Origin of the sequence: Streptomyces sp. NPDC091376, assembly GCF_044757085.1 — a bacterium.
Classification (GTDB): domain Bacteria; phylum Actinomycetota; class Actinomycetes; order Streptomycetales; family Streptomycetaceae; genus Streptomyces; species Streptomyces pratisoli.
This window is the reverse complement of record NZ_JBIVUF010000015.1, coordinates 148,060-171,313: the sequence shown is the minus strand read 5'-3', so window position 1 is coordinate 171,313 and position 23,254 is coordinate 148,060. Positions and strand designations below refer to the sequence as shown.

At 69.7% G+C, this 23,254-nt stretch carries 16 protein-coding genes; 12 read left to right on the top strand and 4 right to left on the bottom strand.

The features are described 5' to 3' along the window. Positions 1–43: 43 nt before the first annotated feature. Both ACIQMR_RS28545 and ACIQMR_RS28540 read right to left on the bottom strand, forming a co-directional pair. Positions 44–1,213: a trypsin-like serine peptidase gene (locus ACIQMR_RS28545; protein WP_401393118.1), complete on the bottom strand. Its 1,170-nt coding sequence runs from the start codon at positions 1,211–1,213 to the stop codon at positions 44–46. Between the two features lie 298 nt (positions 1,214–1,511). Further along, positions 1,512–2,732 (bottom strand): trypsin-like serine peptidase, encoded by a 1,221-nt coding sequence (locus ACIQMR_RS28540; protein ID WP_401393115.1) that lies wholly within the window; start codon positions 2,730–2,732, stop codon positions 1,512–1,514. 296 nt (positions 2,733–3,028) lie between these two features. On the opposite strand from ACIQMR_RS28540, the gene ACIQMR_RS28535 reads away from it, so the two are divergent. The 5 genes from ACIQMR_RS28535 to ACIQMR_RS28515 all read left to right on the top strand — a co-directional run bounded on the left by ACIQMR_RS28535 (position 3,029) and on the right by ACIQMR_RS28515 (position 11,257). Further along, positions 3,029–4,405: a diaminobutyrate--2-oxoglutarate transaminase family protein gene (locus ACIQMR_RS28535; RefSeq protein ID WP_401393112.1), complete on the top strand. Its 1,377-nt coding sequence runs from the start codon at positions 3,029–3,031 to the stop codon at positions 4,403–4,405. 30 nt (positions 4,406–4,435) lie between these two features. Beyond that, positions 4,436–6,472 (top strand): IucA/IucC family protein, encoded by a 2,037-nt coding sequence (locus ACIQMR_RS28530; protein ID WP_401393109.1) that lies wholly within the window; start codon positions 4,436–4,438, stop codon positions 6,470–6,472. A 70-nt stretch (positions 6,473–6,542) separates the two neighbouring features. Next, positions 6,543–7,340 carry a GNAT family N-acetyltransferase gene (locus ACIQMR_RS28525; protein WP_401393106.1) on the top strand — a complete coding sequence of 266 codons (798 nt, stop codon included), beginning with the start codon at positions 6,543–6,545 and terminating at the stop codon, positions 7,338–7,340. A 78-nt stretch (positions 7,341–7,418) separates the two neighbouring features. Beyond that, the gene (locus ACIQMR_RS28520) at positions 7,419–9,221 is read left to right on the top strand and encodes an IucA/IucC family protein (protein WP_401393103.1); all 1,803 of its coding nucleotides are present in this window, start codon (positions 7,419–7,421) and stop codon (positions 9,219–9,221) included. A gap of 62 nt (positions 9,222–9,283) precedes the next feature. Next, the gene (locus ACIQMR_RS28515; protein WP_401393100.1) at positions 9,284–11,257 is read left to right on the top strand and encodes an ATP-dependent DNA helicase; all 1,974 of its coding nucleotides are present in this window, start codon (positions 9,284–9,286) and stop codon (positions 11,255–11,257) included. Between the two features lie 99 nt (positions 11,258–11,356). Here the strand turns inward: ACIQMR_RS28515 and lexA are convergent, their stop codons facing one another. After that, on the bottom strand, positions 11,357–12,151 hold the full coding sequence (lexA, locus tag ACIQMR_RS28510) for a transcriptional repressor LexA (protein ID WP_401393097.1): 795 nt from the start codon (positions 12,149–12,151) through the stop codon (positions 11,357–11,359). A gap of 547 nt (positions 12,152–12,698) precedes the next feature. Between lexA and nrdR the strand changes: the two genes are divergently transcribed. From nrdR to ACIQMR_RS28495, 3 genes are all read left to right on the top strand, one after another. Further along, entirely contained in the window at positions 12,699–13,211 is a 513-nt protein-coding gene (nrdR, locus tag ACIQMR_RS28505) for a transcriptional regulator NrdR (protein ID WP_266388418.1), read from the top strand. Positions 13,212–13,373: 162 nt separating this feature from the next. After that, positions 13,374–16,274 (top strand): vitamin B12-dependent ribonucleotide reductase, encoded by a 2,901-nt coding sequence (locus tag ACIQMR_RS28500; RefSeq protein WP_401393093.1) that lies wholly within the window; start codon positions 13,374–13,376, stop codon positions 16,272–16,274. 268 nt (positions 16,275–16,542) lie between these two features. Continuing rightward, positions 16,543–17,658: a hypothetical protein gene (locus ACIQMR_RS28495; protein WP_401393091.1), complete on the top strand. Its 1,116-nt coding sequence runs from the start codon at positions 16,543–16,545 to the stop codon at positions 17,656–17,658. Between the two features lie 184 nt (positions 17,659–17,842). On the opposite strand, the gene ACIQMR_RS28490 is transcribed toward ACIQMR_RS28495, so the two are convergent. After that, complete coding sequence (locus tag ACIQMR_RS28490) at positions 17,843–18,373, bottom strand: TerD family protein (protein ID WP_401393088.1); 531 nt, start codon at positions 18,371–18,373, stop codon at positions 17,843–17,845. A 228-nt stretch (positions 18,374–18,601) separates the two neighbouring features. On the opposite strand from ACIQMR_RS28490, the gene ACIQMR_RS28485 reads away from it, so the two are divergent. The 4 genes from ACIQMR_RS28485 to ACIQMR_RS28470 all read left to right on the top strand — a co-directional run bounded on the left by ACIQMR_RS28485 (position 18,602) and on the right by ACIQMR_RS28470 (position 23,150). Further along, entirely contained in the window at positions 18,602–19,207 is a 606-nt protein-coding gene (locus ACIQMR_RS28485) for a YdbC family protein (RefSeq protein ID WP_266388410.1), read from the top strand. Between the two features lie 83 nt (positions 19,208–19,290). Then, positions 19,291–19,950, top strand: a complete 660-nt coding sequence (locus ACIQMR_RS28480; protein ID WP_401393085.1) for a histidine phosphatase family protein — start codon at positions 19,291–19,293, stop codon at positions 19,948–19,950. 13 nt (positions 19,951–19,963) lie between these two features. Continuing rightward, the gene (locus ACIQMR_RS28475) at positions 19,964–20,872 is read left to right on the top strand and encodes an ADP-ribosylglycohydrolase family protein (protein WP_401393083.1); all 909 of its coding nucleotides are present in this window, start codon (positions 19,964–19,966) and stop codon (positions 20,870–20,872) included. A 523-nt stretch (positions 20,873–21,395) separates the two neighbouring features. Next, complete coding sequence (locus ACIQMR_RS28470; RefSeq protein WP_401393237.1) at positions 21,396–23,150, top strand: DUF4153 domain-containing protein; 1,755 nt, start codon at positions 21,396–21,398, stop codon at positions 23,148–23,150. The last annotated feature ends 104 nt before the right edge of the window (positions 23,151–23,254 follow it).

Sequence of the window (23,254 nt, the reverse complement as noted above, 5' to 3'; positions counted from 1 at the left end):
CGCCCCCTCCTTGAGGGGGCGGGCCTTCGCACATGTCCGAGGGCTACCGGCCCGCGAACTTCTCACCCATCGACGTGTAGATCTCCTTCGCCCCGTCGCCGAGGCGCGGTCCGGCCAGCCAGCCCGAAGTCACCGGGCCGATGGAGGTGTTGGAGACCAGCGCCGGCTTTCCGTTCGGCTGCGTGATGAACCAGCCGCCGCCTGAGGAGCCGCCCGTCATGGTGCAGCCGATGCGCCACATCGTCGGCGTACCGGGGCTGATGGACAGCCGGCCGGGACGGTCCACGCACTTGTGCATGATCAGGCCGTCGAAGGGCGGCGCCGCGGGGTAACCCCAGGCGCCCATGGCGGAGATGTCCTTCGCCGCGGGAGCGTCGAAGTCGACATCGAGCGCGACTCCGACCGTCTCCTCGAGGGACTTGCCGCCCCGCTCCGGCTTCACATGCATCACGGCGTAGTCGTACGGGGCTCCGCCGCCGCCCGTCGGACCGCCTTCGGAGATCCACTCACCGGACGTCGAGACCCAGTCCGCCCAGTAGACGCCGTACGGGGCGATCTCCTGCGGCTGTGCCTTCTCGAGCTGCGCCGGGGACTTGCCGAGGTCGTTGTACGCCGGGACGAAGGCGATGTTGCGGTACCAGCCGCCGCCCTGACCCGCGTGCACACAATGGCCCGCGGTCCACACGAGGTTGGACCTGCCCGGGTTCTTCGGGTCCTTCACGATGGTCGCCGAGCAGACCATCGTGCCTTCGGGCGCGTCGAAGAACACCTTGCCGACCGGCGCCGCGTTCTTGTGGTACGGCCTCTCCTCGGGCTGGGCCCGCACGGGCCGCGGTTCCGGGTCGGTGACGCCCTGGTCGCCCGAGAAGTCACCGGCGGCCATCGTCTTCTGCGGAGACTTGGCCTCCATCATCCGCTCCGGCTTCCACAGGCCTTCGATCACCGGGTTGACGAAGTCCTTGGCCTCACGGAGCCAGGCGTCCTTGTCCCAGTTCTTCCACTCGCCGTTCTTCCACTTGTCCGGGTCGACACCGTGCTCCTTGAGCTTGTCGGCCAGGTCCGCGGGTATGCCGGCGCCGCCGTTGTCCCCGGCGGCGGCGGACGCGGAGGGCTTGCCGGCGGCTTCGTCCTCGCCCGGACCGCATGCGGTGGCCGAGAGTGCGAGGGCCGCGACGAGGCCGGTGGCGGCCAGCAGCGGACGTACGGATCGCATAGAAACGATTCCCCCTGAAGTGCGTTTGCCATGAACGTGTCACGTGCGCGGCACGCGAAAGGGCGGTCATCCGGAGGACCGCCCGTGTCGGGCCCCACTTTAGAGCCGCCCGGTCCGCCAGAGTCGGCCACCCGCCTCCACCTGCACGGAGTCTCCACGCGCACCGGCGCTGGACGCCGCGGACGGGACGTCACAGTTGGATGTGGCGATGGAGGCGGCAGAGGGATACGGCAGATCGACGCCGCTGGGGCCTCCGGATCGCTCCGAAGGCCCCAGCGACGGGTGGCGGTCGCCGCGGCTACCGGCCCGCGTACTTCTTGCTGACCGCGTCGTAGATGCTCTTGGCCTCGTCGCCGAGGCGCGGTCCGGCCAGCCAGCCCGCCGTCACCGGGCCGATGGAGGTGTTGGACACCAGCGCCGGCTTGCCGTCCTTGCCCGCCGCGACCCAGCCGCCGCCGGAGGAGCCGCCGGTCATGGTGCAGCCGATGCGGTACATCGTGGGCTCGTTCGCCCTGAGCGACAGCCTGCCCGGCTTGTCCTCGCACTGGAACATCCGCTCACCGTCGAACGGCGGCGCCGCCGGGAAGCCGGTCGCCGTCATGCCGCCGATCTTCGGCACGGCCGGCGCGTTGAAGTCCACCGGGAGGGCCGAACCGACCGTCTCCTCCAGGGACTTGCCGTTGCCACCCTTCTCCGGGGTCACATGGAGCACCGCGAAGTCCCACGGCGCGCCCTGGCCGCCCGTAGCGGCGCCCTGGGAGATCCACTGCTCCGACGTCTGCGCCCAGTCGCCCCACCACACACCGTAAGGAGCTATCTCCTCCTTGGTGTCGCCCTTGGTGGAGGGCTTGGCCTTGTCGTTGTACGAGGGGACGAAGGCGATGTTGCGGTACCAGCCGCCCTCCTTGCCCGCGTGCACACAATGGCCCGCGGTCCACACCATGTTGGACTTACCGGGGTTCGCGGGGTCCTTCACGACGGTCGCGGAACACACCATCGAACCCTTGGGGCCGTCGAAGAACACCTTCCCGGCCTCGGGGGCGTTGTCGTGGTACGGCGCGCTCACGCCCTGGGCGTCGACCGGCCGCGGAGTCGGGTCGGTGACACCCTCGTCACCGGAGATGTCCTCCTCCTCGACCGGCTTGTTGGGCTGCTCGGCGTCCCGCATCCGGTCCGCGTCCCAGAGGTCCTCGATGATCGGGTTGACGTAGTCCTTGGCCTCACGCAGCCACTTGTCCTTGTCCCAGTTCTTCCACTCGCCGTTCCGCCACTTGTCCAGGTCGATCCCGTGCTCCTTGAGCCGGTCCTTGAGATCGTCCGGAATCGTGATCTTTCCGTCGGTGGACTGCCCGGTGGGCGACGCGGTGGGCTTGTTGCCCGCGTTGTCCTCGCTCGGACCGCAGGCCGTAGCGGTCAGCGTGAGCGCCGCGGCGACAGCGGCCGCCGCGAACACCGGAGAGCTCTTGCGACGGGCGCTCCTCCCACTGCGCGCAGCGAAGGTCGGGCGATTGAGTCGCATGTGGTGATCCCCCTGGGACTTCATGAGTGACGTGTACGAACGGACCGCTTGCGCGCACCCCGGCGACGCTGCCGGTGCGCAATTGCGGCCCCCCACTATGCCGGTGACGATGGGGACGGTGCGCGGCAGGGCGGTGGTTCCTCGCCGCAAGGATCTTCCGGAATGACCGTGATCCCCCGCTTCCGGCGTCGTTGGTACGTACGGGGGACGCAGGATCAGCGTTCACCCACGTGGTGCGGCGGTCGACCGCTGTACCGACGCGCGACACAACTGTGACAGCCGGAGGACATAGAGCCGTGCCCGTGATCGAACCTGCCCCGCTGGCACAGCCCGTCGCCCATGAAGGGATCCTGCGGCGCCAGTCCCTGCGCGAATCGGCGGCCCGGACCTATGCCCGCTCGCTGCCCATCGTTCCCGTACGGGCCAGGGGACTGACGATCGAGGGGGCCGACGGACGCAGGTACCTCGACTGCCTCTCGGGCGCCGGGACGCTGGCCCTGGGGCACAACCACCCCGTCGTCCTGGAAGCGATCAAGAAGGTCCTCGCCTCGGGTGCTCCGCTGCACGTTCTCGACCTCGCCACTCCGGTCAAGGACGCCTTCATCACGGAACTGTTCGCCACGCTGCCACGCCCGCTCGCCGACGGCGCCCGCATCCAGTTCTGCGGACCGGCGGGTACGGATGCCGTCGAGGCCGCTCTCAAACTCGTCCGCACCGCGACGGGCCGTACCGGACTGCTCGCCTTCACGGGCGCCTACCACGGCATGACGGCGGGAGCCCTCGGCGCCTCCGGTGGCGCCACCGACGTCCGGGTGACACGGCTGCCGTATCCGCAGAACTACCGCTGCCCCTTCGGGATCGGCGGGGAACGGGGCGCGGAACTCGCCGCCCGCTGGACCGAGAACCTCCTGGACGACCCCAAGGGAGGCGTCCCGGCCCCGGCCGGCATGATCCTCGAACCGGTGCAGGGCGAGGGCGGAGTCATCCCCGCCCCCGACGCCTGGCTGCGCCGGATGCGTGAGATCACCGCCGCGCGCTCCATCCCGCTCATCGCCGACGAGGTGCAGACCGGCGTGGGCCGCACCGGCGCCTTCTGGGCGGTCGAGCACAGTGGGATCGTCCCCGATGTGATGGTCCTGTCCAAGGCCATCGGCGGCTCCCTTCCCCTTGCCGTGATCGTCTACCGCTCCGAACTGGACACCTGGCAGCCCGGCGCCCACGCCGGTACGTTCCGCGGCAATCAGCTCGCCATGGCGGCCGGCGCGGCCACACTGGCTTTCGTCCGTGAGAACCGCCTCGCCGAACGGGCCGCCACTCTCGGCGCCCGCATGCTCGGCCGGCTCCAGGGCCTCGCCGCGACCCACCGGTGCATCGGTGACGTACGCGGGCGCGGGCTGATGATCGGCGTCGAGCTCGTCGACCCCGACAGCGACGACCCGCACGCCGCCGCCCCACCGGCCGACCCCTCCCTCGCCGCCGCGGTGCAGCAGGAATGCCTGCGCCGCGGGCTGATCGTCGAACTCGGTGGTCGCCATGCGGGTGTGGTCCGCCTGCTGCCTCCCCTCACGCTCACCGACGAACAGGCCGACGCGGTGCTCGACCGCTTCGCCGACGCCCTGGAAGCGGCCGAGAACTCACCGCGGCGCCGCCACGAAACCGGACCGTCCAGCTGACCCCGGACGACATCACAAGGAAGTCCCCCCGTGAACCGCATTCCCGCTCCCGACGCACCCGAGCCCGACGGCAGCCCCACCGCCGACCAGTACAAAGGGCAGAACGGGACGGCCGTCCCCCGCACGGTCGAGCCGGCGACGGTACCGCGACAACTGTCGGGGTCCCCGAGTGCAACGGCAGTCGCCCCCCACCCCGCTCCCTCCCCGGCAACAGCCACCGTCCGCGCCGCGGCCCCGGCCACCGAGGCAGCCGGCCCGGTGGACCACCACGACCCGCTGGATCATCCGGACCCGCTCGTTGCCGCCGACACAGCCGCGGTCGAGAGCCTGCTGCGCTGCTGGGTGCGGGAGGTCAACCTCGCCAGGCCGGCCGGGAGCACCCTGCGTGTCCCACTCCACGCCAGCGGCACCGCCCTGCTCGTCCCTGTCCGTTACTGGTCCATCACAGGCTGGCACCGCTTCGGGGCGCCCATGCTCGAAGGCGCCCCGGCCGGCGCACCACCGGCCGACGCCGTCACCGTCGCGGCCCTCCTCAGTCGCGAGCCGGGCGGGGCCGACGGCGCCTCCGCACCGGCCGACGCCCGCGACGCACACGTCGTCGCGCAGCCAGACGGTCAGGCGGACCGCAGCCGGTCGGAAGGAGTCGATCTGACCGGGCGGGTCGCCGACTCGGTCCGCCGCACGGCCGACTTCATCGACGACCGCCGCCGCCGCCCCGCCCCGCAGGCCGGCGCCGACCTGTTCCTGACCGCCGAGCAGTCACTGATCCTCGGTCATCCGCTCCACCCCACTCCCAAGAGCCGCGAAGGGCTCTCCGACGCCGAAGCCCGGCTCTACTCACCCGAGTTGTACGGCTCCTTCCCGCTCCACTGGATGGCCGTCGACCGGACCGTCCTGGCCTGCGAGTCGGCCTGGACGGAAGAGGGCCGCCTCGTCCCGGCCGAGCAGCTCACCCGCCGGCTGTCCGGTGATCTCCAACTTCCCGTGAATACCGTGCCGTTGCCGCTCCATCCCTGGCAGGCCCGCGAACTGGGGCACCGCCCCGCGGTCGCCAACCTGCTCGACGCCGGTCTCCTCCACGATCTCGGCCCCGGCGGCGAACCGTGGCATCCCACCTCGTCCGTCCGCACCGTGCACCAGCCCGGCGCTTCCGCCATGCTCAAGCTCTCCCTCGGCGTACGCATCACCAACTCCCGTCGTGAGAACCTCCGCAAGGAACTCCACCGCGGCGTGGAGGTCCACCGCCTTCTCCGAAGCGGCCTGGCCGAGCAGTGGAGGGCGGCCCACCCCCGCTTCGACATCGTCCGCGACCCCGCATGGCTCGCCGTCGACACCACCGACGGGGCAGCGCTGCCTGGACTGGACGTCATGATCCGTCACAACCCGTTCGGCGCCGGGGACGACGCCGTCTGCATCGCGGGCCTCACCGCCCCCCGTCCATGGCCCGGCCGTTCCCACACGCACTCGCGCCTCGCCGAGATCGTGAACCACCTGGCCACCCGCACCGGCCGGCCCACCGGTGCTGTCGCCGCCGAGTGGTTCCTGCGCTACCTCGACCAGGTCGTACGCCCCGTGCTCTGGCTGGACGCCACTGCCGGAGTCGCCCTGGAGGCCCACCAGCAGAACACCCTGGTGATCCTCGACCTCGAAGGCTGGCCGGTCGGCGGCCGCTACCGCGACAATCAGGGCTACTACTTCCGTGAGTCGCACCGTGCCGCGCTCGAACGCCGGCTCCCCGGGATCGGCAGCGCCAGCGACACCTTCGTCCCGGACGCCGTCACGGACGAGCGCTTCGCCTACTACCTCGGCATCAACAACGTCCTCGGTCTCATCGGCGCCTTCGGAGCTCAGCGCCTCGCCGACGAGCGCGTACTCCTCGCCGCCTTCCGCCGGTTCCTCGCCTCGGTCAGTGACCTGGGCTCACCCCTGCCGGCGCAACTGCTGGAGAAGCCGGCCCTGCGCTGCAAGGCCAATCTCCTCACCCGACTCCATGGCCTCGACGAACTGGTCGGCCCGGTGGACACCCAGTCCGTCTACGTCACCATCGCCAACCCCCTCCATTCCTGAAGCACACCGACCACTCCGGCCCGGCACCCCGAGACCGACCGTCCGAACTGCTGAGAGGAGAGCGCCACCCATGCCTCCCGCCGACGCGAGCGCCGACAGCGGAACTCCCTCCGCCCCCTCCGCCGACGGGAGTGTGGAGGACACCCTGGAACTGAGGCTGCCCGATGAACTCGTCGCGCTCTTCGGACAGGAGCAGCCGCCCGAGAGCCCCACCCCGGTGGCCGTCGAGCCCTTCGTCCCACCACCGGGCGGAAGTCCCGTCGCCAACGGTCCTGACCATGGGGCCTTCACCGGCGAGGACCTCCTCGACACCCTCGCCGACTGGGGTGCGGTCGCCACCCCCATCGGCTCCTTCCAGCTCGTACCCGTCCGTATCGAGCGTGACCTGCCGCTGATCAGCCGCTGGATGAACGATCCGGCGGTCGCGGCCTTCTGGGAACTCGCCGGGCCCGAGTCGGTCACCGAGACCCACCTCGGATCCCAGCTCACCGGCGACGGTCGCAGCGTCCCGTGTCTCGGCCTCCTCGACGGAGTGGCGATGAGCTACTTCGAGATCTATCGCGCCGACCTCGACCTGCTCGCCCGCCACTATCCGGCCCGCCCACACGACACCGGCATCCACCTCCTCATCGGAGGCGTGGCCGACCGCGGCCGTGGCGTCGGCACCACGCTGCTCAGAGCCGCGGCCGATCACGTGCTCGACCACCGTCCCCACTGCGCGCGCGTCATCGCGGAACCCGACCTGCGCAACACCCCCTCCGTATCCGCCTTCCTGAGCGCCGGCTTCCGCTTCTCCGCGGAGGTCGACCTCCCTGACAAGCGGGCCGCGCTCATGGTCCGCGACCGAGCCCTGAGCAAAGTGCTGTGAACGACCCGCTGCTCTACATACACCGCTCGCCCCGCATCGGTTCCACTCGACCGCATCGGTCCCATTCGAGGAGTCCCCGTGCCGAAGCCCCCAGCCTCTCCCGACTCCGAGGAGCCGCCCGCTCTGCTCGCGCCGGCGGAACTGAACCCGGGCACCTGGCACCGGGCCGCCCGCCGTCTCCTCGCCAAGATGATCAGTGAGTTCGCCTACGAGGAGATCATCGAGCCGTTGCCCCAGGGTGGCGACGACCGCTACGCCCTCCGCCTCGACGACGGCGAAACCCTCTCCTTCCGGGCCCGGCGCGGCGCGTACGGAAGCTGGCAGGTCGCCCCCGGCTCCGTCGAATGCGACGGAGCCGCCCTCACCGACCCGCTGCGGTTCCTCGTCGGAGCCCGGCGGCTCCTCTCCCTCGACGGCGCCACGCTCGGTCACCTCGTACGCGAACTGAACACCACACTGGCGGCCGACTGCAGGCTGGACCACACCGCCCTCCTCGCCGCTCGGCTCGCCGAACTCGACTACGCCGCGCTGGAAGGCCACCAGACGGGCCACCCCTGGCTCGTCCTCAACAAGGGCCGCCTCGGCTTCTCCGCCCGTGACGCCGCCCGCTGGACCCCCGAGGCACGCACGCCGGCCCGGCTGCCCTGGATCGCGGTCAGCACCCGCCTCGCCGCCTATCGCGGAGTACCCGGGCTCGCGACCCCAGACCGCCTCTACGCCACGGAGCTCGACCCAGCCGTACGCGACGCCTTCAGCGCCGCCCTCCGCTCCCGCGGCGCCGACCCCGCCGGCTACCTCTTCCTGCCCGTGCACCCATGGCAATGGGACCAGGTGCTCCTGCCCCTCTACGCCCCCTCCATCGCCCGCGGCGAGATCATCCCGCTCACCACGGACGGCGACCTCCGGCTGCCCCAGCAGTCCATCCGTACCTTCCTCAACACCAGCCGCCCCGACCGGCACACCGTCAAGCTTCCCCTCTCCGTCCTCAACACCCTCGTCTGGCGCGGGCTGCCCACCGAGCGCACCCTCGCCGCGCCGGCCGTCACCGCCTGGGTCCACGGGCTGCGCGACGCCGACCCCTTCCTGCGGGACGAATGCGGGGTGATCCTGCTCGGCGAGGTCGCCTCCGTCACGGTCGAGCACCCGCACTACGACCGTCTCCCCGAGGTCCCGTACCAGTACAAGGAGCTCCTGGGAGCGATCTGGCGCGAACCCCTGCGGCTGCCGCCGGGGGAGCGGGCCCGTACCCTCGCCTCGCTCACGCACACCGACCCCGAGGGGCGCGCGTTCACCGCCGAGCTGGTCGAGCGATCCGGGCTGGCCGCCACCGTATGGCTGCGGCACCTCTTCGCCGCACTGCTGCCGCCCCTGCTGCACTTCCTCTACCGCTACGGCACGGTGTTCTCCCCGCACGGGGAGAACGTCATCGTCGTCTTCGACGACCACGACGTGCCCGTGCGGCTCGCGATCAAGGACTTCGTCGACGATGTGAACGTCAGTGCCCAGCCCCTGCCGGAGCACGACACCATGCCCGAGGACGTACGCGAGGTCCTCCTCACCGAGGAGCCCGCCTTCCTCACCCAGTTCATCCATTCCGGACTCTTCGTCGGCGTCTTCCGCTATCTCGCTCCGCTGTGCGAGGAACAACTGGGGGTGACGGAGGACGAGTTCTGGTCCCTCGTACGGGCGGAGATCCTGCGGTACCACGCGCGCTTCCCGGAGCAGAAGGACCGGTACGAGCTGTTCGATCTGCTCACTCCGCGCATCGAGCGCCTCTGCCTGAACAGGAACAGGCTCCACCTCGACGGCTACCGGGACCGCTCCGAGCGACCGCACGCCGCCGTCCACGGCACGGTCCGCAACCCGCTGAGCGCGGGCTGACGATCCTGGCCGTACCGGAATGTGATCGCGCTGTCAGTGGCGCCCCTTAGGGTGGACGGTCTATGACGAAGCCATCCCTCCCCGAGCTCCTCCACGCCGCGGTCGACGCCGTCGGCGGGGTCGAGCGGCCCGGCCAGGTCACCATGGCCGAGTCCGTCGCCGCGGCCATCGACGACGGGTCCCATCTGCTCATCCAGGCCGGCACCGGTACCGGAAAGTCCCTCGGCTATCTGGTGCCCGCTCTGGCCCACGGGGAGCGCGTGGTGGTCGCCACGGCGACGCTCGCGCTGCAGCGGCAACTCGTCGAGCGCGATCTTCCACGCACGGTGGACGCACTGCATCCGCTGCTGCGCCGCCGGCCCGAGTTCGCCATGCTCAAGGGCCGGTCGAACTATCTGTGCCTGCACCGCCTCCACGAGGGCGTTCCGCAGGAAGAGGAAGAAGGGCTCTTCGACCCCTTCGAGGCGGCCGCGCCCACCAGCAAGCTGGGCCAGGACCTTCTCCGGATGCGGGACTGGGCGGACGAGACGGAGACGGGCGACCGCGACGACCTCACCCCTGGCGTCTCCGACCGTGCGTGGTCACAGGTCTCGGTGTCCTCGCGGGAATGTCTGGGCGCCAGTAAGTGCGCTTATGGAGCGGAGTGCTTCGCCGAGATGGCACGGGAGCGCGCCAAGCTCTCCGAGGTCGTGGTCACGAACCATGCCCTGCTCGCCATCGACGCCATCGAAGGCGCTCCCGTGCTGCCGCAGCACGAGGTGCTGATCGTGGACGAGGCCCATGAGCTGGTCTCCCGGGTCACCGGGGTCGCCACGGGCGAGCTCACCCCCGGCCAGGTCAACCGCGCGGTGCGGCGCGCAGCGAAGCTGGTCAACGAGAAGGCGGCCGACCAGCTCCAGACCGCGGCCGAGGGCTTCGAGCGGCTGATGGAGCTGGCGCTCCCCGGCCGTCTGGAAGAGATCCCGGAGGACCTCGGCTATGCGCTGATGGCGCTGCGCGACGCCGCTCGTACGGTCATCTCGGCGCTCGGCTCCACCCGCGACAAGTCCGTCCAGGACGAGGACGCTGTCCGCAAGCAGGCCCTCGCCTCGGTCGAGTCCGTCCATGACGTCGCCGAGCGCATCACCAACGGATCCGAGTACGACGTCGTCTGGTACGAGCGCCACGACCGCTTCGGGGCATCCCTGCGGGTCGCTCCGCTCTCCGTGTCCGGACTGCTCCGCGAGAAGCTCTTCGCCGACCGCTCGGTGGTCCTCACCTCCGCGACGCTGAAGCTCGGAGGCGACTTCAACGGTGTCGGCGCGTCGCTCGGGCTGGCCCCGGAGGGCACGGTGGGCGACGAGCTGCCCGTATGGAAGGGGCTCGACGTCGGCTCGCCGTTCGACTACCCGAAGCAGGGCATCCTGTACGTGGCGAAGCATCTGGCCCGCCCGGCTCGGGACGGCGATCGTGACGACATGCTCACCGAGCTCACCGAGCTGATCCAGGCTGCGGGCGGCCGCACGCTCGGTCTGTTCTCCTCCATGCGGGCTGCTCAGCTCGCGGCCGAGGAGCTTCGCACCCGCATCCCGGAGTTCCCCATCCTGCTCCAGGGCGAAGAGACCCTCGGCGAGCTGATCAAGAACTTCTCGGCGGATCCTCGGACCTGTCTGTTCGGCACCCTCTCGCTGTGGCAGGGCGTCGACGTCCCAGGCTCCAGCTGCCAGCTGGTGGTGATGGACAAGATTCCCTTCCCGCGACCTGACGACCCGCTGATGAGCGCCCGTCAGAAGGCGGTCGAGGAGGCAGGGGGCAACGGCTTCATGGCAGTCGCGGCGACGCATGCGGCGCTGCTGATGGCGCAGGGTGCCGGCCGTCTCGTACGGGCGACGGGGGACCGGGGTGTGGTCGCCGTACTCGATCAGCGGCTGGCCACGGCCCGCTACGGAAGCTATCTGAAGGCCTCACTGCCCGACTTCTGGTACACCACGGACCGTAACCAGGTGCGCCGCTCTCTGGCGGCGATCGATGCCGTGGCGAAGAAGGATGCGACGTAGGGCGAAGGCGCCGGGCAGAGGCACAGGACAGAGGGCAAAAAGGGTCCCCGGGACCGGCGCAGTGGGTCCCGGGGCCCGGTCAGAGCCGACGGTGTGTGCTCACACCCGCCGAAGCACTGCCACCACCTTGCCGAGGATCGTTGCCTCGTCACCGGGGATCGGCTGATAGGCAGCGTTGTGCGGGAGCAGCCAGACGTGGCCGTCCTCGCGCTTGAAGCGCTTGACCGTGGCCTCTCCGTCCAGCATCGCCGCGACGATGTCACCATTCTCCGCGACCGGCTGACGGCGGACGGTGACCCAGTCGCCGTCGCAGATGGCGGCCTCGATCATCGAGTCGCCGACGACCTTGAGCACGAACAGCTCGCCGTCGCCGACCAGCTGCCGAGGGAGGGGGAAGACGTCCTCGACCGACTCCTCGGCGAGGATGGGGCCACCGGCGGCGATACGGCCGACCAGGGGCACATACGACGCCGCGGGCTTGCCCGTCGTGTCCGTCGCCTGTGTGGCGGTCTGGTCGGAGCCGCGCACCTCGTACGCCCGCGGGCGGTGCGGGTCGCGGCGGAGGAAGCCCTTGCGCTCCAGCGCCATGAGCTGATGGGCGACCGACGAGGTGCTGGAGAGACCCACCGCCTGGCCGATCTCCCGCATCGACGGCGGGTATCCCCGCCGCTGCACGGAATCGCGGATGACTTCGATGACCCTTCGCTGCCGGTCCGTGAGACCGGAGCTGTCGGCGCGGATCCCTGGAGGTCGGCCGGGCAGCGAACGCCCAGGTCGCGAGGGCTCGGCGCCCTCCGGGGTCGTGACTGCGTCATTCATGGCATGCACCGGCTCGAATCGGTTCTGGGAGCGGTCCTGGGCAGTGATGGTGGCACTGTCTGCGGTGGTGGTCACGTCGGCCCCTCTCGAGATGGTCTCCCTAGCTGGACAACGGTAGTTGCTTTCGAAAGGTTGCGCCAAACACACGTTCGAGTGAAAAAGCGCAGATCGGCTGACACTGATTGGTGACTGGGTGTATAGGCGGGCTGTGATCGCGCCGGCGATCGAGGCCACCACGGTAGCCCTCACGGCCGGAGCGTGGAGCCGTGGGATGTAAGCCCAGTGTGTCATCCGCGGCCCGCGAATCGGGTGAGCGCGGCTCGGGAATCCGGCGAGCGTGGCCCCGGAACCGGGCGCGCCGCGCGGCTCCCGTAGGCTCATGGCCGGCCCTGCGGGCCCCGGCGGGTCGTGCGGGCACGCGCTCGGCGCGCGACACGCGCTGGTGCGGGGATTGGCGGCGAAACCCCAGATCTAGTGGTTGGATTGTCCTGGCCGCCTAGAAGTTGTGGTCCCCGGTCCATCAAGACCGTGGCGATCGCCTATGCTTGTGGCTGCTTCGAGGGGGGGGCTGGACCGCCCCTGTGAGGCTATTCAGTCGTGCTGTGAAGGAGGGTCGGGAACCATGCACTGCCCCTTCTGCAGGCACCCTGACAGTCGTGTCGTCGACAGCCGGACCACCGACGACGGCACGTCGATCCGCCGTCGCCGCCAGTGCCCCGACTGCTCCCGTCGATTCACGACGGTCGAGACCGCGTCGCTGATGGTGATCAAGCGCAGTGGGGTGACGGAACCCTTCAGTCGCACCAAGGTCATCTCCGGCGTGCGGAAGGCGTGCCAGGGGCGGCCCGTCACCGAGGACGCTCTCGCTCAGCTCGGCCAGCGGGTCGAGGAAGCGGTGCGCGCCACCGGCAGCGCCGAGCTGACCACCCACGACGTGGGGCTGGCCATACTCGGCCCCTTGCAGGAGCTCGACCTCGTCGCGTACCTGCGTTTCGCGTCCGTGTACCGAGCGTTCGACTCGCTCGAAGACTTCGAGGCCGCCATCGCGGAGCTCCGCGTGCGGCGGCCGCCCGCAGAGGACGGCGGGCCCGGTGTGACCAGCGAGGTCCCCGAGCCCGTCAAAGCCGCCGACTGATCGATCGGCCCCGCGCGAGCGGGCCGGGCGATCGACTTCGGAGCGGCAGGAGACCTGTCACGGATGCTGCGCGACGCGGCGCGGCTTCCGGGCAACAGACAAAGCGTGCCACGGGAAGATCTGGGCACTTCAGGGCGTTTTCGCCCGTATATGGGAGGCGGCATGACAGAGACGACGAGCGGCCCGGCACGAGGGTCCCGAGCCAAGGGATCCAAGGCTGCAGCGGCCCGGCAGGGTCTGCGCATCGAGCGCGTCCACACCACCCCCGGCGTGCATCCGTACGACGAGGTGATCTGGGAGCGCCGTGACGTCGTCATGACCAACTGGCGCGACGGCTCGGTCAACTTCGAGCAGCGTGGCGTCGAGTTCCCGGACTTCTGGTCGGTGAACGCGGTCAACATCGTCACCAGCAAGTACTTCCGCGGGGCGGTCGGCACTCCGCAGCGCGAGACCGGTCTCAAGCAGCTCATCGACCGGATCGTGAAGACGTACCGCAAGGCCGGTGAGGACTACAACTACTTCGCCTCGCCCGCGGACGCGGAGATCTTCGAGCACGAGCTGGCGTACGCCCTCCTGCACCAGATCTTCAGCTTCAACTCTCCGGTGTGGTTCAACGTCGGCACGCCCCAGCCGCAGCAGGTCTCCGCCTGCTTCATCCTGTCCGTCGACGACTCCATGGAGTCGATCCTCGACTGGTACAAGGAAGAGGGCATGATCTTCAAGGGCGGCTCCGGCGCCGGCCTGAACCTCTCCCGTATCCGCTCCTCCAAGGAGCTGCTGTCCTCCGGCGGCAACGCGTCGGGCCCGGTCTCCTTCATGCGCGGTGCCGACGCGTCCGCCGGAACGATCAAGTCCGGTGGTGCCACCCGTCGAGCCGCCAAGATGGTCATCCTCGACGTCGACCACCCCGACATCGAGGACTTCATCGAGACCAAGGTCAAGGAAGAGGAGAAGATCCGCGCCCTTCGCGACGCGGGCTTCGACATGGACCTCGGCGGCGACGACATCACGTCCGTCCAGTACCAGAACGCCAACAACTCGGTCCGTGTGAACGACGAGTTCATGAAGGCCGTGGAGTCCGGCGGCAAGTTCGGGCTGCGTGCCCGCATGACCGGTGACGTCATCGAAGAGGTCGAGGCCAAGTCCCTCTTCCGCAAGATGGCCGAGGCCGCCTGGGCCTGCGCCGACCCGGGCATCCAGTACGACGACACGATCAACCAGTGGCACACCTGCCCCGAGTCCGGCCGGATCAACGGCTCGAACCCGTGCAGCGAGTACATGCACCTGGACAACACGTCGTGCAACCTGGCCTCACTGAACCTGATGAAGTTCCTCAAGGACGACGGCAAGGGCAACCAGTCCTTCGAGTCCGAGCGCTTCGCCAAGGTCGTCGAGCTGGTCATCACCGCGATGGACATCTCCATCTGCTTCGCCGACTTCCCGACCCAGAAGATCGGCGAGAACACCCGCGCCTTCCGTCAGCTCGGCATCGGCTACGCCAACCTCGGCGCCCTGCTGATGGCGACCGGCCACGCGTACGACTCCGACGGCGGCCGTGCCCTGGCCGGCTCCATCACCTCGCTGATGACCGGCACGTCGTACCGCCGCTCCGCCGAGCTCGCCGCGGTCGTCGGCCCGTACGACGGCTACGCCCGCAACGCCGCGCCGCACAAGCGCGTCATGAAGCAGCACGCCGACGCCAACACCACGGCCGTCCGCGTCGACGACCTGGACACCCCTATCTGGGCCGCGGCGACCGAGGCCTGGCAGGACGTGATCCGCCTCGGCGAGAAGAACGGTTTCCGCAACTCCCAGGCCTCCGTCATCGCCCCGACCGGCACCATCGGTCTCGCGATGTCCTGTGACACCACCGGCCTGGAGCCCGACCTCGCGCTGGTCAAGTTCAAGAAGCTGGTCGGCGGCGGCTCGATGCAGATCGTCAACGGCACCGTGCCCCAGGCGCTGCGTCGCCTCGGCTACCAGCAGGAGCAGATCGAGGCGATCGTCGCCCACATCTCCGAGCACGGCAATGTGATCGACGCCCCGGGCCTGAAGACCGAGCACTACGAGGTCTTCGACTGCGCCATGGGCGAGCGCTCCATCTCCGCGATGGGCCACGTCCGGATGATGGCGGCCATCCAGCCGTGGATCTCCGGCGCGCTGTCCAAGACCGTCAACCTCCCCGAGACGGCCACCGTCGAGGACGTCGAAGAGGTCTACTTCGAGGCGTGGAAGATGGGCGTCAAGGCGCTTGCGATCTACCGCGACAACTGCAAGGTCGGCCAGCCCCTCTCCGCCAAGAAGAAGGAGGAGGAGAAGGCCGAGATCACCGAGAAGGCCGAGGAGACCATCCGTACCGCGGTCGAGAAGGTCGTCGAGTACCGCCCGGTCCGCAAGCGCCTTCCGAAGGGTCGTCCCGGCATCACCACCTCCTTCACGGTCGGCGGCGCCGAGGGCTACATGACCGCCAACTCCTACCCGGACGACGGTCTGGGCGAGGTCTTCCTGAAGATGTCCAAGCAGGGCTCGACCCTCGCGGGCATGATGGACGCCTTCTCGATCGCCGTCTCGGTCGGTCTGCAGTACGGCGTGCCGCTGGAGACCTACGTCTCGAAGTTCACGAACATGCGCTTCGAGCCGGCCGGTATGACGGACGACCCGGACGTGCGGATGGCGCAGTCGATCGTCGACTACATCTTCCGCCGCCTGGCGCTGGACTTCCTGCCCTTCGAGACCCGGTCGGCGCTCGGCATCCACTCCGCGGAGGAGCGCCAGCGTCACCTGGAGACGGGTTCGTACGAGCAGTCCGTCGACGATGTCGACATGGACGTCGAGGGCCTGGCCCAGTCCGCCCCGCGCCATCAGGAGACCCTGAAGGCGGTCGCCCCGCAGCAGGCCGAGGTCCCGGCCCCGAAGCAGGCGCACACCTCCGCCGAGCTCGTCGAGATGCAGCTCGGCATCAGCGCGGACGCGCCGCTGTGCTTCTCCTGCGGCACGAAGATGCAGCGCGCGGGCTCCTGCTACATCTGCGAGGGCTGCGGCTCGACGAGCGGTTGCAGCTGAAACTGGGCGGAACTGCGTCGGGTGCAACATACGACGTAGCTGAACCCGAAGCGTGATCTCTGTGAGGGAGGGGCGTCGGCCTTGGGCCGGCGCCCCTCCCTTCTGCGGTTGGTGCACCACGACTGCGTTCGGAGAGCGCGTATCGCGCCGAAGCCCGCCAGCGACCTCTGTAGCGAATGCTGATGGAGAGGGGAAGCTGCTTGTGGCAGCGGCCATGGCGTGGCATGCTCCGGGCCATGATCAAGAGAATCGAGTCCTCCGTCCGCCGATGAGCGAGACGACCGGGATGGGACTGCCCGGATCACGGACAACACTGTTCGAGCACGCGCTTCTGCTGCACCGGCTGGCACCGGGTGAGCCGCTACCGCGAGACGGGGAACCGTATCCCGACGACGCGCTGCACCGTCGTCTGCCTCGGCCGGAGGCGCCGGAGGATCGGCGCTTGGCTGGTAAGGACGCGGCGCTCATTCTGGACGCTTACTTTGCTCGTAGCACTGCCCTTCCAAGCGAATTGGCCGACGCCTTCCACAACGTCTACGTTCCCATTCACCCCAACGAACACGTCGCTGCCGCTGCTGAGCGGGCGGACAGGGACCTCGCTCGTGAGACGGGCCGCTGGCTGGTCCGACACGGAACCGATCGCTGCTCGGTCACCATGGGGCTCGCCCTGGTCGCCGCCGTGGGAACGGTCGACGACATCCCCCTCATCCAATCGATCGGCCTGCTGTCCAACCGTTTTGGTCCCCTCGCAGCACGCGTCTTGGAAAGACTGCCTGGAGGCACCGAGGCCCTTCTCTGGCTCGCTGATCGAGTCACCGGCTGGGGACGGGTCTACGTCGTGGAAGCCCTCTGTCGACTTGACGATCCCGTGGCGCGGCCCTGGCTCCTCCGCAGCGCATGTGATGGCGACTTCCTCAACGCGTACTACGTCGGCAGTGTGGCCCAGACCTCTGGCCTTCATGAAGTGATCACCGGGCCCAGCGTGGATGACGAGATCACTGACCACACCGGCAGGCTGTTGCTGGTGATGACCTACAGCCAAGGCATGGGAGTGACACTTTCGCGCTATCCCCATGCCGAGTCGGTGCTGGCTGCACATCTACGTCACCTGGAGCGTTTGAGGCCTTCGGGCAGTCGCTACTGCATCGCTGCGTGGCTGGCGAGCAGTTTGGGGGAACATGGTGACTCAGGCTCGATCGGGCCCGCTCGGCGATGGCAGCCCTATAAGGACGGCTACCTGGCTCTTCTCGCGCGTGATGACTGGTGCGAGGTAGCGAGGGATGCCCTCGCGGCGAAGGATCCCGGGATTGTCCGGCTCGTAGAGACGGCCTCAGGCCGTCGACTGCCGGCGTTTGCCGACCGGTTGCCACTCGGCGAGGAATAGAGCACGCCAGGGCCCCCTGCCAGTGTCGCATCCGGCGTGGCTGAATCCGCCGTGTCATCGAAGGACGCGTGATCGTAGGAAGGGAGGGCGTCGGCCGGCGGGTCGGCGCCCTCCCTTCCGCGTTGGTGGGCAGTCACCAGGTCTGGCACGGGGGGCAGAGTGCTGAGTGCCCCGCGCGCTTGTTTCAGGGGGATTCGAGGCCCATCAGCTCGGCGAACTCCGCAGGACCGGCGTCGAAACCGCGGACGATCGTGCGCAGCTGCCACTCGCCCGCGTCGTCCCGGGTGAACTCGCCGATCGTCGCGGCGCTGGCGTCCGGGAGGCGCGAGAGGTCGTCGTTCGCGAGCTCGACGGGGCCTTCGAGTATCCGGACGCCGGTGTTCTCGATGTCGGAGAAGGACTTCTCGCCGGTTCGCTGCTGAATGACGACTCCGACCACGACCCTCGTGCATTCCGTGGCCAGGCGGTCGAGCTCCAGGGTCATCACCTCGTCCGCGCCGAACCCCTGCCCGGTCCGGCTGTCCCTGTTGAGGGTGATGGTCCCGTCGGGCGACCGGCTGCCGAAGTGCACCAGATACGCGGGCTTCCCGTGCGGGGCGTCCGCCGTGTACGTCGCGGCCACGATGTCGAGATCGTGGGCGGGTGTTCCGATGGGGCTCGGGTCCCACTTCAGCGTCACCTGGACCTTCCGGAGCCCCTTGCTGAGACTGCTCACCCGACTTCCCTCCTTGTGGACGGCTTTGTGGGCAGCTGCGGACGTCAACTCCCCGTGCCATGTGCGAACTGCCATGGTGTCACGCGGCAGTTGCGGCACGGCGTGGGCTGTGGACGGACGGCTCGAACCGCACGGTGGCGTGCTCGAAACCCCACGGTGGGGTGACGGGCGGTATCCCCTTCTGCCGGAGAGTGACTATGGCCACGTCCTGAGCCGTACGATGGCGCGGTGCTGGTCAAGTGGATTCGCTGCACCGTCGTGGACCGTCGAGGGTTCGAGCGCGGGCAGCGGAAATGGGCGGGGCTGCTGGGTGAGCCGGGATTCCGGGGACAGGGCGGCGGGTGGAGCAGAGGGCGGCCCGATGTCGCCCACGTGTTCGCGTTCTGGGAGACCCGCGCGTTCTACGACTCGTTCATGGCGCGCTCGTACGACCGCCTGGCGACCGCGCAGTCCGGCACGTACAAGGACGCCCAGGCGAAGCTCTTCGACCATCGCTTCGACGTGAAGACCGGCTTCGAACCGCGCTTCACCGACGCCGATGTCGTACGGGTGGCCCACTGCAGGGTGCACGAGCACCGGGTGGAGCACTTCTCCCTGATGCAGGAGAAGGTGTGGAACCCGGCGATGGCGGGTTCGCCCGGTATGGTGCGGGGGCTCTTCGGCGAGGCACCGGGGAACGAGTTCCTGGTGCTGTCGATGTGGCAGTCCGCCGCTGAGCACGGCAAGTACCGGGTGGAGCGGGTGGAACGGCTGTCGCTTCGCGCACAGACGGACGCGGACGTCGCCGCCCTGGCCGGGGACGTGGTCGAGCTGGAAGCCTCCTGGACCGTGTGAGCGGCCCGGCGGACACGCGGACACGCGGACGTAGCCCCCGGGGCGCTCCTCGGCCGGCCCCGGCCCGATCTAGGGTTTGTCCTATGGCACGACCACGGCGCATCGTCCTTGTCCGGCACGGAGAGTCCGAAGGGAACGCCGACGACTCCGTGTACGAGCGCGAACCCGATCATGCGCTGAGACTCACCGAGCGCGGGCGGCGTCAGGCCGGGGAAACCGGCGGGCGGCTGCGTGAGCTGTTCGGCGATGAGCAGGTCAGTGTCTATGTGTCGCCTTATCGACGCACGCACGAGACCCTCCGGGCGTTCCGCCTCGATCCCCGGCTCGTCAGGGTGAGGGAGGAGCCCCGGCTGCGCGAGCAGGACTGGGGGAACTGGCAGGAGAGGGACGACGTTCGTCTGCAGAAGACCTATCGCGATGCCTACGGTCACTTCTTCTACCGCTTCGCACAGGGTGAGTCGGGTGCCGACGTGTACGACCGGGTGGGCGCGTTCCTGGAGAGTCTCTACCGGAGCTTCGAGGCCCCCGACCATCCGCCCAACGTTCTGCTCGTCACCCACGGACTGACCATGCGCCTGTTCTGCATGCGCTGGTTCCACTGGTCGGTGGCCGAATTCGAGTCCCTGTCGAATCCGGACAACGGCGAGACGCGTGTGCTGCAGCTGGGCAAGGACGGGCGGTACACGCTGGACAGGCCCTTCGAGCGCTGGTGCACACCTGAGCCTTATGGGATCACCGGATAGAGTGGCCCGTGCGATGACCGCTGATTCCTCTCTCGACCGGCGCTTCGACCGCGCCCTGGCCAGTCTGCGTGGGCTGTCCGTGGGAGACGCCCTGGGCTCCCAGTTCTTCGTACCTTCGAACTATCCGCTGCTGAAGCGGCGCGAGCTGCCGCCAGGACCCTGGCAGTGGACCGACGACACCGAGATGGCCTGTTCGGTGGTGGCCGTGCTGGCCGCGCACGGCCGGGTCGACCAGGACGTGCTGGCCGGTTCCTTCGCCGGTCACCATGACTTCGACCGGGGCTACGGGCCCGCGGTGAACCGGATGCTGCGGCTGGTCCGTGAAGGCGGTGACTGGCGCGAGCTCGCCTCTTCGTTGTTCAACGGACAGGGCTCGTGGGGCAACGGTGCGGCGATGCGCATCGCCCCGCTCGGGGCCTGGTACGCCGACGACCCCGAGCAGGCCACGCATCAGGCCGAGATCTCCTCGTACGTCACCCACCAGCACCGTGAGGCCGTGGTGGGCACGATGGCCGTCGCGGCGGCCGCGGCGCTCGTGGCTTCCCCGGACGGGCCGCCCTCGCCCACCGAGCTGCTGGACGGCGTGGTCGCGCTCGTGCCGCGCAGTGCGGTGGGAGCCGGGCTACGACGGGCGCGCGACATGCTCGACTACGGCGACGCCGGCACGGTGGCCGCGGTGCTCGGCAGCGGGCGCCGTACGAGCGCGCACGACACCGTGCCGTTCGCGCTCTGGTCCGCTGCGCGGGCCCTCGGTGACTTCGAGCGGACGTTCTGGACGACCGCGCAGGTCGGCGGGGACGTCGACACGACCTGTGCGATCGCCGGTGGAGTGGTCGCTGCGGCCGAGACCGGGGCTCCTCCCGCGCACTGGTTGGAGCGGACCGAGGACCTGCCCGGCTGGTTGCCGGCGCGGGTCGGCTGAGGCACGGCCGAGTCCGCCCGGACGGGACAGGGCGGGACGAGGCGGGAAGTGGCGGGCCGAGGGACAGAAGGCCGGACTGTCACGGTCCTGCCACAACCCCACTTGGACGGGGCCGGCCGGTGTCTACGGGGTTAGCCTTTCGGCCACGCCGCAGCGTTGATCATGAAGGGCGCGGCCGAGGAGACGCCGGGACGTGGGCGTGGCCATGTGGTCACGCGACGGGACCCGGCCGGGAGGGGGTCCCGTGTCAGACGTACCGTCCGCACCGCAACCGCAGGACACCGGGTCGCCCCCGGAGGAGCAGTCCGGTGCCCAACCGCACGCCCAGGACCGCGCTGCCGGTCCGCATCCGTCCTCGGGCCCGGTTCTGGACAAGGACCAGGGCCAGGACGAGAGCCTGAGCCGCCACCAGGGCCAGGGCCAGGTCGAGGACAAGGGGCGGGGCCAGGACGACAACCAGGTCCAGGACGAAAGCCCCGGCCAGGCCGGCGGTCCGGGTCAGGAGCAGCGCCCGAGCGAGGCCGTGGCGGGGACACCGCACCAGGGCCGGACCGAGGGCGCAGCGCGGCCGCACGACGCACCCGGCCGTGGGGCATGGGGCGCGCCTCACTTGGTGCCCGGTCAGGGCCAGTGGGCCGGGCACGGCCCCGGGCGGGCGCGAGCACAGCACCCGCAGTACGCGCAGATCCCGCAGCACTCGCATCCGTGGAAACCGACTCCGCCGCCCGAGCCCTGGCTCGCCTCCATCAGGCCGACCCGACGGCACCCCGTAGGTGTCGGCACGCTCTGGTGCGCTCTCGCCACCGCGCTGCTCTGCGCCCTGCTGCTCGGCGAGGGCCTCGGGGTGAATCTGCTGATCGTGGCCGTGCCCGCCGCGCTCGCCGCCTTCTTCGCCGCTCGCACGGCCGGCCGGCGGCTCCGTCCCTGGACCGCGGTCTGGGCGGTGGGCGTTCTCGCGCTGCTCGTCGTTCCGGCCGTCCGTGACGCGGGCTGGCCCACGTTCCTCGCCGTCGTCTCGGCGCTGGCTCTCGGCTCGCTCGCCCTCCACGGCGGGCGTACCTGGCCGGGTGCCGTCCTCGGTTCGGTCGGCGTGCTCGATTCACTGGTCACCGGCCTGGTCTGGGGCTGGCTCGGAGTACGTGAGCGCGCCGCGGGTTCACGTGGACGGTGGGGGCCCGCGGTCCGTGCGATCGTGGTGGCGGCGGTCCTGCTGATCGTGTTCGGCGCGCTGTTCGCCGGCGCCGACGCGGCCTTCGCCGATCTGCTGGGCGACCTGATGCCCGATGTCTCCGGCACCGACGCGCCCTGGCGTACGCTCCTGTTCCTCGTCGGGCTCGCCGGGACACTCGCCGCCGCCTACACCGCCGCGGCCCCGCTGCGCTGGGACCGACTGGCCGTGCGTCCCGGCACGGCGCGGGGACGTGTCGAGTGGGCGCTTCCCCTGATCGTCCTCGATCTGCTCTTCGCCGCCTTCATCGCCGTCCAGCTCGCCGTCCTCTTCGGCGGCTACGACAAGGTCCTGAGCGAGACGGGACTGACCTACGCCGAGTACGCACGGCAGGGGTTCTGGCAGCTCCTCTGGGCCACGCTGCTCACGCTGCTCGTCATCGGACTCGCCCTGCGCTGGGCCCCGCGCGCGGGCGCGAAAGACCGCACCCTCGTACGTGCGGTGCTCGGCACGCTCTGTGTGCTCACGCTGGTCGTGGTGGTCTCCGCCCTGCGCAGGCTGGACCTGTACGTCGACGCGTACGGCCTGACCCGGCTGCGGATATCCGTGGCCGCGATGGAACTGTGGCTCGGGGTGGTACTCGTCCTGATCATCGCGGCGGGGCTCTTCGGGAGCCGCTGGCTGCCGCGTACCGTCGTGGGCAGCGCCGCGGCCGCCGTCCTCGCCTTCGGTCTCGTATCGCCCGACGCCCTCGTGGCCGAGCGCAACGTTCAGCGCTACGAGCGAACGAACAAGATCGACATCAGCTATCTCCAGGACCTGTCGGCGGACGCCGTTCCCGCCCTCGACGCACTGCCCGAGCCGCTGCGCTCCTGTGCGCTGAAGGAGATCGACCGCGATCTCCGCGACACGGACCAGCCCTGGTACGCGACCAGTTGGGGCGAGACACGGGCCAGGGACCTTCTGGAGGAGCGGCCTGTCGTGATCCGCGAGTCGTCGTGCGCGGAAGACAACAGGTACGGCGAGTTCGGCGACGGCCGTGAGGAGTACGACGGGGACGCCGAGTTCGACGACTACGGCGACTTCGATCCGGGCACCGGCATGGACTGAGCGTGGCTCGAGGTGCGGTCCGTACCCCCGTGGACGGACCGCACCCGCTGACTTCCTGACTTCCTGACTTCCTGACTTCCGGACTCCGGAACGGCGGAACTCCG

Bases quoted from the DNA above. Each gene is read 5' to 3' on its own strand.
- ACIQMR_RS28545 (WP_401393118.1), bottom strand. From the start codon at position 1,213: ATGCGATCCGTACGTCCGCTGCTGGCCGCCACCGGCCTCGTCGCGGCC.
- ACIQMR_RS28540 (WP_401393115.1), bottom strand. From the start codon at position 2,732: ATGCGACTCAATCGCCCGACCTTCGCTGCGCGCAGTGGGAGGAGCGCC.
- ACIQMR_RS28525 (WP_401393106.1), top strand. From the start codon at position 6,543: ATGCCTCCCGCCGACGCGAGCGCCGACAGCGGAACTCCCTCCGCCCCC.
- ACIQMR_RS28515 (WP_401393100.1), top strand. From the start codon at position 9,284: ATGACGAAGCCATCCCTCCCCGAGCTCCTCCACGCCGCGGTCGACGCC.
- nrdR (WP_266388418.1), top strand. From the start codon at position 12,699: ATGCACTGCCCCTTCTGCAGGCACCCTGACAGTCGTGTCGTCGACAGC.
- ACIQMR_RS28500 (WP_401393093.1), top strand. From the start codon at position 13,374: ATGACAGAGACGACGAGCGGCCCGGCACGAGGGTCCCGAGCCAAGGGA.
- ACIQMR_RS28495 (WP_401393091.1), top strand. From the start codon at position 16,543: ATGAGCGAGACGACCGGGATGGGACTGCCCGGATCACGGACAACACTG.
- ACIQMR_RS28480 (WP_401393085.1), top strand. From the start codon at position 19,291: ATGGCACGACCACGGCGCATCGTCCTTGTCCGGCACGGAGAGTCCGAA.
- ACIQMR_RS28475 (WP_401393083.1), top strand. From the start codon at position 19,964: ATGACCGCTGATTCCTCTCTCGACCGGCGCTTCGACCGCGCCCTGGCC.